The sequence below is a fragment of the Sinomonas sp. ASV486 genome (genome assembly GCF_030908215.1).
Lineage (GTDB): Bacteria > Actinomycetota > Actinomycetes > Actinomycetales > Micrococcaceae > Sinomonas > Sinomonas puerhi.
The window spans coordinates 187293-199278 of record NZ_JAVFJK010000001.1; the positions used below are offsets into that span (position 1 = coordinate 187293).

Genomic DNA, 11986 nt, shown 5'->3' on the forward strand with positions numbered 1-11986 from the left:
TCGAATTAGAGCAAATTTGTGTGCCCTAGGGACTTATGGCCTTCCCTCGGCGATCCTCCGATTCTTAGAGTGTGCCCATGGCAGCCGGACCGATCCGCTCAGGACTCGATGGAAGCGCTTCAGACGCGATGCTCGCGATGGGGCGCTTCTTCACACGTTGGGAGGAGACGGACGATGGGCGTGCCGTCTTCCGCGAGGGCGGACGGGCCGGTGACGTGTTCTACCGGGACCGGTGGAGCCACGACAAGGTGGTGCGCTCGACCCATGGCGTGAACTGCACAGGGTCCTGTTCGTGGAAGGTGTACGTCAAGGACGGCATTATCACCTGGGAGTCGCAGCAGACCGACTATCCGTCCGTCGGACCGGACCGTCCGGAATACGAGCCGAGAGGCTGCCCGCGCGGTGCCGCCTTCTCGTGGTACACGTACTCGCCGACGCGCGTGCGCTACCCCTACGTGCGAGGCGTGCTGCTCGAGATGTACCGCGAGGCGAAGCACCGCCTCGGGGACCCGGTGCAGGCCTGGGCCGACGTCGTCTCGGACCCGGAGCGTCGGCGACGCTACCAACAGGCGCGCGGCAAGGGCGGACTCGTCCGCGCGAGCTGGAACGAGGCCGTCGAGATGGCCGCGGCCGCCCATGTCCACACGATCAAGACCTACGGGCCGGACCGCTGCTCTGGCTTCTCTCCCATCCCGGCCATGTCGATCGTGAGCCACTGCGTGGGTACGCGGTTCATCCAGCTCATCGGCGGCGTCATGACGAGCTTCTACGACTGGTACGCCGACCTGCCCGTGGCAAGCCCCCAGGTGTTCGGCGACCAGACCGACGTCCCGGAGTCGGGGGACTGGTGGGACTCGACCTACCTCGTGATGTGGGGATCGAATGTCCCGGTGACCCGTACGCCGGATGCCCACTGGATGACCGAGGTGCGCTACCGGGGCACGAAGGTCGTCGTCGTGAGCCCGGACTACGCGGACAACACCAAGTTCGCCGACGAGTGGATGGCGCCGCAGGCCGGTACCGATGCGGCGCTAGCGATGGCCATGGGCCACGTAATCCTCAAGGAGTTCTACCTCGACCGCGAAGTGCCGTTCTTCACCGACTTCGCGAAGCGCTACACGGACCTGCCGTTCCTCATCACGCTGGTCCCCTCGCAGGACGGCGCGGGGCTCGTGCCGGGCAAGTTCCTCACCGCCGCGGACCTTCCGGGGCAGGAGGGCCAGGCCGACGCCGCGTGGAAGACGGTCCTGCTCGACTCCGCCACGGGGGAGCCCGTGGTCCCGAACGGATCGATCGGCTTCCGGTACAACTCCTCCGACGAGGGCCGCTGGAACCTCGATCTGGGCAGTGTCGACCCGCTGCTCTCCGCGGCCGACGGCGGCGGGGTCGCCCCGCCGTCGCGCGTCGCCGAAGTGATGCTCCCGTGCTTCGAAGCCGCGGACGGCTCCGGATCGGTGCTGCGCCGCGGTGTCCCCGTGCGCGAGGTGTCCGGCAGGACCGTCACGACGGTGTTCGACCTCATGCTGGCCCAGTACGGCGTGGCCCGTCCCGGCCTGCCGGGGGAGTGGCCCACCGGCTACGAGGACGCAAGCACCCCCTACACCCCGGCCTGGCAGGAAGGCATCACCAACGTTCCCGTCGCCCAGTGCCTCCGGGTCGCCCGCGAGTTCGCCCGCAACGCCGAGGAGTCCAACGGCCGGTCCATGGTGATCATGGGCGCCGGCATCTGCCAGTGGTTCCACGGCGACGTCACGTATCGCTCGGTCCTCTCCCTGCTGCTTCTGACTGGCTCGATGGGACGCAACGGCGGGGGATGGGCCCACTACGTAGGCCAGGAGAAGACCCGCCCGCTCACGGGCTGGGTCTCGCTGGCGAACGGACTCGACTGGTCGCGGCCGCCGCGCACGATGACGGGTACCTCGTACTGGTACATGCACACCGGCCAGTGGCGCAACGACGGCTACTCCGCCTCGTCCCTCGCCTCGCCGCTGGCCGAGGGCAACCTCGACGGCATGCATACGGCGGACGCCATCGCGCAGTCGGCCCGGCTCGGCTGGATGCCTTTCTACCCCCAGTTCAACCGCAGCCCGCTCGAGGTCGCCGATGAGGCCCACGAGGCCGTCGCGGCCGGGGCCGCGGAGACTGAGGCCGCCTACGTCGCTGCACAGCTCAAGGCCGGCGCCCTTACCGCCGCGGTCGACGACATCGACGCCCCCGAGAACTGGCCCCGGACGCTCGTGCTGTGGCGCTCGAACCTTCTCGGATCGTCCGCGAAGGGCAATGAGTACTTCCTCAAGAACCTCCTCGGGACGCACCACAACGTCATGGGGAACGAGGCCGAGCCGGGCATGCCGCACCCGCGGGACGTCGCGTGGCGCGAGGAGACGCCGGAGGGCAAACTCGACCTGCTGATGTCTGCGGACTTCCGCATGACGTCCACGACGCTCCTCTCCGACATCGTGTTCCCCGCCGCGACCTGGTACGAGAAGCACGATCTCTCCTCTACCGACATGCACCCCTACGTGCATGCCTTCAGCCCCGCGATCGATCCGCCGTGGGAGACGAAGACGGACTTCGAGATGTTCCACCTGCTCGCGCAGGAGCTGTCCAAGCAGGCCCGCACCCACCTCGGGGTCCGGCGAGACCTCGTCACGGTGCCGCTCCAGCATGACACGCCGGGACAGATCGCCCAGCCCGGCGGCGTCGTGCGTGACTGGCGGGACGCGGACGTCCCGGCCATCCCAGGCGTGACCATGCCGCAGGTGACCGTCGTGGAACGCGACTACACTGCCATCGCCGAGAAGCTCGCGGCCATCGGTCCCCTCGCCCGTGAGAAGGGGTTCACGGTCAAGAACGTGACGTTCGAGCTCGGGCACACGCTCGACCGGCTCGCGGGCGCGAACGGCGTCATGTCCCACGGCGTGGCGGCGGGCCTGCCGGCGATCGACACGGACGCGAAGCTCGCCGAGGCGGTCCTCGCCTTCTCGGGAACGACCAACGGCGAACTCGCCGTGCAGGGCTTCCGCCAGCTCGAACGCCGCACGGGCCGCCGCCTCGCAGACCTCGCCGAGGGCTCGGAGGAGAAGCTGATCCGGTTCGCGGACACCCAGGCCGCCCCGGTCCCCGTCATCACGAGCCCCGAATGGTCGGGGTCCGAGACCGGTGGTCGGCGGTACGCGCCGTTCACCATCAACGTCGAACGCCTCAAGCCCTGGCACACGCTCACCGGGCGGATGCACTTCTTCCTCGACCACGACTGGATGCGGGATCTGGGCGAGGCGCTGCCGATCTACCGGCCGCCGCTGGACATGCACCGGCTCTTCGGCGAACCCCGGCTCGGGCAGAACGGCATGGAGGTCACGGTGCGGTTCCTCACCCCGCACAGCAAGTGGTCCATCCACTCCGAGTACCAGGACAACCTGTTCATGCTCTCGCTCTCGCGGGGCGGCCCGACGTGCTGGATGAGTTCCGAGGACGCTGCCGCAATCGGCGTCGAGGACAACGACTGGATCGAATGCGTCAACGCCAACGGCGTGTTCGTGGGGCGCGCGATCGTGAGCCACCGCATGCCGGCCGGCGTCGTGTATGTGTACCACGCCCAGGAGCGCACGATCGACGTCCCGAAGTCGGAGGCCACGGGACGGCGCGGCGGCATCCACAACTCGGCCACCCGGCTCCTGGTGAAGCCGACGCACCTCATCGGCGGTTACGCGCAGCTCTCGTACGCGTTCAACTACCTCGGCCCGACAGGCAACCAGCGAGACATGGTCAGCACCATCCGCAAGCGTTCGCAGGAGGTCACGTACTGATGGGAACTCTCCACCGGAAGGCAGTCTCATGAGGGTCATGGCCCAAGTCGGCATGGTGATGAACCTCGACAAGTGCATCGGGTGCCACACGTGCTCCGTGACCTGCAAGCAGGCCTGGACCAACCGCGCGGGCACGGAGTACGTGTGGTTCAACAACGTCGAGACCCGCCCTGGTCAGGGCTACCCCCGCAGGTACGAGGACCAGGAGCGGTGGCGCGGCGGGTGGGAACTGAACCGGCGCGGACGCCTCCGGCTCAAGGGCGGGGGGCGGGTCAAGAAGCTCCTCGGGATCTTCGCGAGCCCGGTCCAGCCCGAGCTCAAGGACTACTACGAGCCCTGGACCTACGACTACAAGACGCTCATCGAGGCCCCGCTCGGCGATGACTTCCCGGTGGCCCGGCCCAAGTCCCTCATCACGGGCGAGGACACGAAGATCACGTGGAGCGCGAACTGGGACGACGATCTCGGCGGTTCCATGCAGAACGGCGAACTCGATCCGATCGTTGAGAAGCTCCGCCGGGAGTCGAACGAGAAGATCAAGTTCGAGTTCGAGCAGACGTTCATGTTCTACCTCCCGCGCATCTGCGAGCACTGCCTCAACCCCTCCTGCATGGCCTCCTGCCCCTCAGGGGCTATCTACAAGCGGGCCGAGGACGGGATCGTGCTGGTGGACCAGGACCGCTGCCGTGGCTGGCGCCAATGCATCACGGGCTGCCCGTACAAGAAGATGTACTTCAACCACAAGAGCGGCAAGGCCGAGAAGTGCACGTTCTGCTACCCGCGCATTGAAATCGGCCTGCCGACCGTCTGCTCCGAGACCTGCGTGGGCCGCCTCAGGTACCTCGGCATCTTCCTCTACGACGTCGACGCGGTGACCGCGGCGGCGTCGACCCCCGATCCGAAGGACCTCTACCGCGCCCAGCTCGACCTCCTGCTCGATCCGAACGACCCCGACGTGATTGCAGCGGCCCGCCGCGACGGGATCCCCGAGGACTGGCTCGACGCCGCTCGGCGCTCGCCGATCTACAAGCTGGCCAAGGTCTACCAAGTGGCCCTGCCGCTGCATCCCGAGTACCGGACCATGCCGATGGTCTGGTACATCCCGCCGCTGTCCCCGATCGTGGACCTCCTCAGCAGCCAGGGCCACGATGCGGAAGACGCCGGTACCCTCTTCGGAGCCATCGACGCCCTCCGGATTCCGTCCGAGTACCTCGCCGAGCTGTTCACCGCGGGAGACACCGGCATCATCGACGGCGTGCTGCGGCGCCTCGCCGCGATGCGCGCCTACATGCGCGGAATCTCGCTCGGGACAGGCACCGACGAGTCGATCGCCGAGGGCGTCGGGCTGGATGGACAGACGATCCAGGAGATGTACCGGCTCATGGCGATCGCGAAGTACAGCGATCGCTACGTGATCCCGAAGGCCCACGTCGAGCAGGCGCACAACCTCGAGGAGATGGGCTGCTCCCTCGACTTCGAGGACGGCCCCGGAATGTACCCGTCGGACGTGTTCGGCGAGGGCAGCGGCAAGCCCGTCCCCGTGGCGGTGGAGACGTTCCACGCGCTCAAGCAGCGTCAGACGTCGGGAGGCGAGGCGCAGCCGGGCTCCCTGCGCGGGCGCGTCAACCTGCTGAACTGGGACGGTCGCGGTGTGCCGGACGGCCTGTTCCCGACGAACGGGGGCGGCGATGCGGGGGACTGAACCGCGCAACCGTGTCCTGTACGCGGCGGCCGCCGTGCTCCTCGACTATCCGGACGTGCGGGTCCGCGGACTGCTCCCCACGCTGCGGGCCGCGCTCGCAGAGCAAGCTGGTCCGCTGCCGCGGCTCCTCGAGGCGACCGCGGCTCAGATAGCGGACGACGACGAGCCGGTCGCGTGCCGCCGCTACGTGGACACGTTCGACCTCTCGCGACGGCACGCCCTGCACCTTTCCTACTGGACAGACGGGGACACGCGCCGCCGCGGAGAGACCCTCGGGCGGTTCAAGCAGCGGTACCGCGACAGCGGCTGGCTCGTGGACCTCGGCGGTGAACTCCCCGACTTCCTTCCGCTCGTCCTCGAATTCACCGCGCGGGTGGACTATACAGTCGGCCGATCGCTCCTTGCGGAGTACCGTGCGAGCCTCGAGCTCCTGCGGATCGAGCTGGCCGCCGATGCGCCGGTCTATGCGCCCGTCCTCGAGGCGGTCTGCAGCACGCTGCCAGGCCCGTCGCCCACGAGCCGTGCTGAGGCCATGGCGCTCGCGGGCCCGCCCGTCGAGCAGGTGGGCCTCGAGCCCTTCGACCCCCGGCTCCTGCCGCTTGCAGAGGCCACGCCGCCGCAGAACCGGAGCGGCCGCACTGTGACTCAAGGAGCGCACTGATGGACGTCCTGCTGTGGGGCGTTGCCCCGTACCTCATGGTGCTGATCCTCATCGGCGGCAGTATCTGGCGCTACCGGTTCGACCAGTTCGGCTGGACCACGCGCTCGTCCCAGCTGTACGAGTCCAGACTCCTGCGGATCGCCTCGCCGATGTTCCACTACGGCCTCGTGTTCGTCGTCGCTGGGCACTTCGTGGGGCTCGTGATCCCGAAGTCCTTGACCGATGCCGTGGGCATGTCAGAGGCCCTCTATCACGCCCTCGCGCTCTCGGTGGGCCTCATCGCGGGCGTCTCGACGCTGCTGGGCATTGTCCTGCTCGTCATCCGCCGACGGCGGACCGGCCCTGTGTTCATGGCCACGACCCGGAACGACAAGGCGATGTACGTCTTCCTCGTCGGGGCCATCGCGCTCGGCGTGTGGACCACTCTCGTGAGCGCCGCGCAGCCCTCCAACACCGCCTTCGACTACCGCGAGACCGTGAGCCCTTGGTTCCGATCGCTCTTCGTGCTGCAGCCGGACGTCGCCTCGATGGCCGCCGCGCCGATGGAGTTCAAGTGGCACACGGTCGTGGGAATGATCCTGTTCGCGATGTGGCCGTTCACGCGGCTCGTGCACGCCCTGACGGCACCGTTCCACTACCTGTTCCGTCCCTACATCGTCTACCGCACGCGCGACGAGGGCGCGGCTCCGGGCGCCCGCGAGGTTCGCCGAGGCTGGGAGACCACCGGCACGCGTGACCGCGACCATTGAGCCAAGCAGCACTGAGCACCTGAGCACCCATCCCCAGGCCAGGAGGACCCGTGAGCACCGCACCCGACCCTAGATCCCGCCGAGCTGCCGGCCCTGCGGCAGCCGCCACGGGTGATCCCGCGGCATCCCACCCGGGGGCCGCCCGCAACCTCACCCTCGCGACCCTGGCCTCCGTGGTGGGCTTCTGGGGCTGGACCGTGATTGCGCCCCTCGGCACGCGCTATGCGCATGATCTGGGACTCAACGCGGCGCAGACGGGTGCACTCGTTGCCATGCCCGTCCTCGTCGGCGCCGTAGGCCGCGTGCCCGTGGGCGTTCTGACCGACAAGTTCGGTGGAAGGCGGCTCCTGACCGTCATCCTCGTGCTGACTGCGCCCCTCGTCCTGCTCATCGCGCTCGCGGGCAGCATGAAGTCGTATGCGCTCCTGCTCGTCGTCGGCTTCTTCCTCGGAGTGGCGGGCACAGTGTTCACGGCCGGCATCCCCTTCTCTGCGGCGTGGTACCCGAAGAGCAGACAGGGCTTTGCAACAGGGATCTTCGGGATGGGCATGGGAGGCACGGCGCTCTCGGCGTTCCTGACGCCGCGATTGGTCACCTCGATCGGATACTGGCAGACCCACATCATCGTTGCCGCCCTCCTCCTGATCATGGCGGCGGTCGTGTTCTTCTTCATGCGCGAATCGCCGACCTGGACACCGGTCACCTCCGGGAGCTTCGGCAAGCTCGTGAACGCCGCGAAGATGGCAGTCACGTGGCAGCTCTGTTTCCTCTACGCCGTGGTGTTCGGCGGGTTCGTCTCCTTCAGCACGTACCTTCCCACCTACCTGCGGGACATCTACAGCTTCGACCTCACCTCGGCCGGCACGCGCACGGCAGGCTTCGCACTCGCGGCGGTCATCGCCCGCCCGATCGGCGGGATCATCGCCGACCGGATCGGGTCGAAGCTGGTCGTGGTCGTTGCGCTCATCGGCGTCTCTGGCCTCGCGTTCGTCGTGAATTCCCAGCCCTCCGGCGAGGTCGCCACCGGACTCACGTTCCTTGCGATGGCCGCATCCCTCGGGCTCGGCACGGGCGGCGTATTCGCATGGGTCGGCAAGCAGGCCCCTCCCGGAACTGTCGGCGCCGTGACAGGCGTGGTGAGCGCTGCGGGCGGACTGGGCGGCTACTTCCCGCCGCTCGTCATGGGTGCCACGTACAATGCCCAGGAGCACTCCTACGCGATCGGGCTGCTGCTTCTGGCCGCGACTGCCCTGGTGGCACTTGTCCTGGCCCTGTTGATGGGCCGCAGGCGCGCGCAGGCTGCGGCAGGACGCGCGCCGGCCTGACACCTCACGCGACGCACGACGCCGGCGGGCCGGTCGCCGCCGGTGAGTCACCGACGTCGTGCGCGTCCCGGGCGGCGGAACGTACCCCGGTCCGCCTCTCGGGCCCCCTCCGCCCGGCCCCGGTCCAGCCCGCCCGATCGGACGCGGTCCAGCCCGCCTGATCGGACGCGCTTCGATTTGGCATGCTGGGCATCGTCGCGTACTGTTGAAGGACCAAAGACCGCCGGTCGATGGATGGTGCGTGCCGATAAGCGGTACGCGTCTCCACCGAAGGTCCCCGAGCATGGGGCGGCCTGCGCAGGTGAACTGAGCGAACGCTCGCGGCCGACAAGCCCGAATGCCACGCCCCGTGCATCTGCGCGGGGCGTTTCACGTTCCCGGGACCGCCCCCACCGGCACTGTTCCCCGGAAGGAGGGTTATGGCAACGCCTAACAAGGTGGCAGCTGTCGAGGAGATCACCAAGGATTTCCAGGAGTCGAACGCTGCAGTCCTGACCGAATACCGCGGGCTCACCGTCGCCCAGCTCAAGAAGCTGCGTCGTTCGCTCGGCACCGAGAACAAGTTCTCGGTCGTCAAGAACTCCTTGACCGCCATCGCCGCGAAGGAGGCCGGCGTCGATGCGTTCGACGGCCAGCTTGCCGGACCGACCGCGATTGCGTTCATCAAGGGTGACGCCGTTGCGGCTGCCAAGAGCCTGACCGACTTTGCCAAGGACAACAAGCAGCTGGTCATCAAGACCGGCTTCTTCGAGGGCAAGGCGCTCGATGCGAGCGCCGTTGCTGCCCTTGCGGCACTGGAGTCCCGCGAGCTGCAGCTCGCCAAGGTTGCCGGCATCCTCAAGGCCCCCATGGCCGCGGCTGCACGCACCATCGACGCACTGCGTCTCAAGCTCGAGGAGGAGGGTGGCGCTCCGGCTGCCGCCGACGCTCCCGCTGCTGAGGAGGCCACGGCGCAGGAGGCTGCGGCTCCGGCCGAAGCACCTGAGGCTCCGGCCGCCGCCGAGGCCCCCGCCGAAGAGAACTGATTCTCTTCCACCCACCCCCACTCTCGGTGCGGCGCTGTACGACGGCGGAGCACCACCTAGCGAAAGGACGCCAATCATGGCGAAGCTCACCCAGGACGAGCTGATCGAGGCCTTCAAGGAGCTTACGATCATCGAGCTCTCCGAGTTCGTGAAGAAGTTCGAGGAGGTCTTCGAGGTCACCGCTGCTGCGGTTGCCGTCGCGGGCCCCGCCGGCGGCGCCGAGGCTGCTGCCGAGGAAGAGCAGACTGCCTTCGACGTCATCCTCGAGGCTGCTGGCGACAAGAAGATCGCGGTCATCAAGGAGGTGCGCTCCCTCACGTCCCTCGGTCTCAAGGAGGCCAAGGACCTCGTCGACGCCGCCCCCAAGGCCGTCCTCGAGGGCGCGACCAAGGAAGCTGCCGAGAAGGCCAAGGAGGTCCTCGAGGCCGCTGGCGCCAGGGTCACCCTCAAGTAGGTTCCCCGCTTCACCCGGAGCCCCGGCTCCTGCGAAGAGCCCCGCAACCGTCTACGACGGATGCGGGGCCTCTTCCGTGTGGAAGGGATCGTTCACGAACGGTGCGCTGCGGCGCCAGCTGTCGGAGCGGGCGTCAGGCGGGGTCGCTGATGTCCGCGACGGACGCCCCGAGGGCTGCGAACAGCTGGCCCGAATCGACGAACGCACTGCGCCCGTGGACACCTGCCCCGAGCGAGATGCGGCCCGAGATCGACGAGTCCGCCCACACCGGCCACGCGGTCGTAGACCCGAGCGGGGTAATGGTGCCGCGCTCGTAGCCCGTCGCCTCGAGGGCCACCCCGGCCGGAGGCATGGACAGCTTGTTGACGCCGACGAGCTTTCGGAGCTTGGGCCAGGAGATCTGCCGGTCGCCGGGAATCAGCGCGAACAGGAACGAGCCGTCCGAGCGCTTCACCACGAGCGACTTCACGATGTCCCGTGGCTCGATCCCCAGGTTGGCGGCCGCCTCTTCGAGGCTGTGCGCCCGGCCCCTCTCGGCCACCTCGACCTCGACGCCGCGCGACTTGGCGTCGGCGAGGAACCGCGCATGGCCATCTGTGGGCTTGCCGTCGGTGGGCTCTCCATCGCCGGGGGCGCCCGACGCCGGTCCCGCACCCCGCGCGGGAGCCGCGCCTCGGGCGGCACCCGGCCCGGCGCCGTCGTGCGCCACGTCGTCGTCGTTCACGGGTCAGTCCCTGTAGAGGAGGAGCGCCTCGCCCTGACCGCCGCCGCCGCACAGCGACACGGCGGCCTTGCCCGAACCGCGGCGGGCGAGCTCATGGGCTGCGTGGCCAGCGAGCCGGGCCCCAGAGGCGCCGATCGGGTGGCCGAGCGCGATCGCGCCGCCGTGGATGTTGCACTTCTCGAGCGAGTAGTGCAGGTCCTTGAGGGACTGCACGGCCACGGAGCCGAAGGCCTCGTTGATCTCGATGAAGTCGAGGTCCTCAGTGGTCCACCCGGCACGGGAGAGCGCCTGCTGGATGGCGTGGGAAGGCTGCGAGTGCAGCGAGTTGTCGGGGCCAGCAACCTGTCCCGGCTTCCCCACCACGGCGAGCCAGGGCAGCCCGTGCTCCTCGGCGTAGGCGCGGGTCGTCACCACGAGGGCTGCGGCGCCGTCGGAGAGGGGAGAGGAGTTGCCTGCGGTGATCGTGCCGTCGGAGGCGAAGGCCGCCCTCAGCGGTGCGAGGGTCTCGAGCGAGGTGCCGGGGCGGACGCCCTCGTCCTCGGTCAGCGTGATCGGATCGCCCTTGCGCTGCTTCACAACGATGGGCGCGATCTCGCCCTCGAACACGCCCTCCTTCTGCGCGATCGCGGCGCGCACGTGCGAGGCCACCGCGACCTCGTCCTGGGACTTGCGGTCGATCCCGAGGGTCAGGTTCTTCGCCTCGGTGGACAGGCCCATGGACTGTCCGTCGAAGGCGTCCGTGAGGCCGTCATGCGCCGCGACGTCGAGCGCGCCGACAGTTCCGTAGGTCCAGCCCTGGCGGGAGCCGGGAAGGACGTGCGGCGCGCGGGACATGGACTCCTGACCGCCCGCCACGACGACCGTCGCCTCGCCCGAGCGGATGAGCCGCGCGGCGTCGATCACTGCGGTGAGCCCCGAGAGGCACACCTTGTTGATGGTCACGCACGGGACGTTCCAGCCCACTCCCGCGGCGACGGCGCTCTGCCTGGCGGGGTTCTGGCCAGCACCGGCCTGCAGGACCTGGCCCATGATGACGGCGTCGACCGCGTCGGCTCCGATGCCCGCCTGGGCGATCGCCGCGGTGATGGCATGAGCCCCGAGGTCCACCGCGCTGAACGAGACGAGCTGCCCGTTGAGCCGACCCAGCGGGGTCCGCGCGGCGGACAGGATGACAACATCATTGTTGCCGGAAGCACCGTTGCTCATGGATCTCTCCTTTGATCTCCTGTGCATCAGGCTACAGCCCAACCACCTCTCTGCGACCGGCGCATCCCTCTGTGATACCTCTGTGCTACCGGCGCACCCGCGCCATCGGCGCACCCGCTCGCGGTCTGTCCCCCGGGTGTACAGTGTTGCTCGCGGTTTGCCTCCGGCGACTCGTTGAGACTGCCCCTCCGGGGTCGTCTCCGAGGAGACACTTGACCGGGGACGGAGTCTGCGGTAGACACGTGCGCCCATCTGCGGTATGGTGATTCTTTGCGTTCTCCCTTTAACCGTTGCCTTCATATAGCGGTGGGCTCTCGGGACGGCAATCACG

The 11986-nt window shown here is 68.5% G+C and carries 9 protein-coding genes; 7 read left to right on the top strand and 2 right to left on the bottom strand.

The features are described 5' to 3' along the window. Window positions 1–77 precede the first annotated feature (77 nt). The 7 genes from RBS60_RS00840 (at window position 78) to rplL (ending at window position 9725) form a co-directional block, all read left to right on the top strand. Complete coding sequence (locus tag RBS60_RS00840; protein ID WP_307955618.1) at window positions 78–3809, top strand: nitrate reductase subunit alpha; 3732 nt, start codon at window positions 78–80, stop codon at window positions 3807–3809. A gap of 28 nt (window positions 3810–3837) precedes the next feature. Further along, the gene (gene narH, locus RBS60_RS00845; protein WP_307955619.1) at window positions 3838–5511 is read left to right on the top strand and encodes a nitrate reductase subunit beta; all 1674 of its coding nucleotides are present in this window, start codon (window positions 3838–3840) and stop codon (window positions 5509–5511) included. Then, on the top strand, window positions 5498–6172 hold the full coding sequence (narJ, locus tag RBS60_RS00850; protein ID WP_307955620.1) for a nitrate reductase molybdenum cofactor assembly chaperone: 675 nt from the start codon (window positions 5498–5500) through the stop codon (window positions 6170–6172). Before narH ends, narJ begins: the two co-directional genes overlap by 14 nt. After that, window positions 6172–6921, top strand: coding sequence for a respiratory nitrate reductase subunit gamma (gene narI / locus RBS60_RS00855; protein ID WP_307955621.1), 750 nt, complete (start codon window positions 6172–6174; stop codon window positions 6919–6921). Before narJ ends, narI begins: the two co-directional genes overlap by 1 nt. A 50-nt stretch (window positions 6922–6971) precedes the next feature. Further along, window positions 6972–8246 (top strand): MFS transporter, encoded by a 1275-nt coding sequence (locus RBS60_RS00860; protein ID WP_374049190.1) that lies wholly within the window; start codon window positions 6972–6974, stop codon window positions 8244–8246. Between the two features lie 419 nt (window positions 8247–8665). Beyond that, complete coding sequence (gene rplJ / locus RBS60_RS00865; RefSeq protein WP_307955622.1) at window positions 8666–9271, top strand: 50S ribosomal protein L10; 606 nt, start codon at window positions 8666–8668, stop codon at window positions 9269–9271. 76 nt (window positions 9272–9347) lie between these two features. Continuing rightward, window positions 9348–9725 carry a 50S ribosomal protein L7/L12 gene (gene rplL / locus RBS60_RS00870; protein ID WP_307955623.1) on the top strand — a complete coding sequence of 126 codons (378 nt, stop codon included), beginning with the start codon at window positions 9348–9350 and terminating at the stop codon, window positions 9723–9725. A gap of 133 nt (window positions 9726–9858) precedes the next feature. Here rplL and RBS60_RS00875 read toward each other — a convergent pair whose 3' ends face one another. Together RBS60_RS00875 and RBS60_RS00880 are read right to left on the bottom strand one after the other, a co-directional pair. Continuing rightward, complete coding sequence (locus RBS60_RS00875) at window positions 9859–10449, bottom strand: YbaK/EbsC family protein (protein WP_307955624.1); 591 nt, start codon at window positions 10447–10449, stop codon at window positions 9859–9861. A gap of 3 nt (window positions 10450–10452) precedes the next feature. Then, window positions 10453–11655 carry an acetyl-CoA C-acetyltransferase gene (locus RBS60_RS00880; protein WP_307955625.1) on the bottom strand — a complete coding sequence of 401 codons (1203 nt, stop codon included), beginning with the start codon at window positions 11653–11655 and terminating at the stop codon, window positions 10453–10455. Between the last annotated feature and the right edge of the window lie 331 nt (window positions 11656–11986).

Coding starts and splice junctions, on each gene's coding strand:
- RBS60_RS00840 (WP_307955618.1), top strand. CDS start 78: ATGGCAGCCGGACCGATCCGCTCAGGACTCGATGGAAGCGCTTCAGAC.
- narH (WP_307955619.1), top strand. CDS start 3,838: ATGAGGGTCATGGCCCAAGTCGGCATGGTGATGAACCTCGACAAGTGC.
- narJ (WP_307955620.1), top strand. CDS start 5,498: ATGCGGGGGACTGAACCGCGCAACCGTGTCCTGTACGCGGCGGCCGCC.
- narI (WP_307955621.1), top strand. CDS start 6,172: ATGGACGTCCTGCTGTGGGGCGTTGCCCCGTACCTCATGGTGCTGATC.
- rplJ (WP_307955622.1), top strand. CDS start 8,666: ATGGCAACGCCTAACAAGGTGGCAGCTGTCGAGGAGATCACCAAGGAT.
- rplL (WP_307955623.1), top strand. CDS start 9,348: ATGGCGAAGCTCACCCAGGACGAGCTGATCGAGGCCTTCAAGGAGCTT.
- RBS60_RS00880 (WP_307955625.1), bottom strand. CDS start 11,655: ATGAGCAACGGTGCTTCCGGCAACAATGATGTTGTCATCCTGTCCGCC.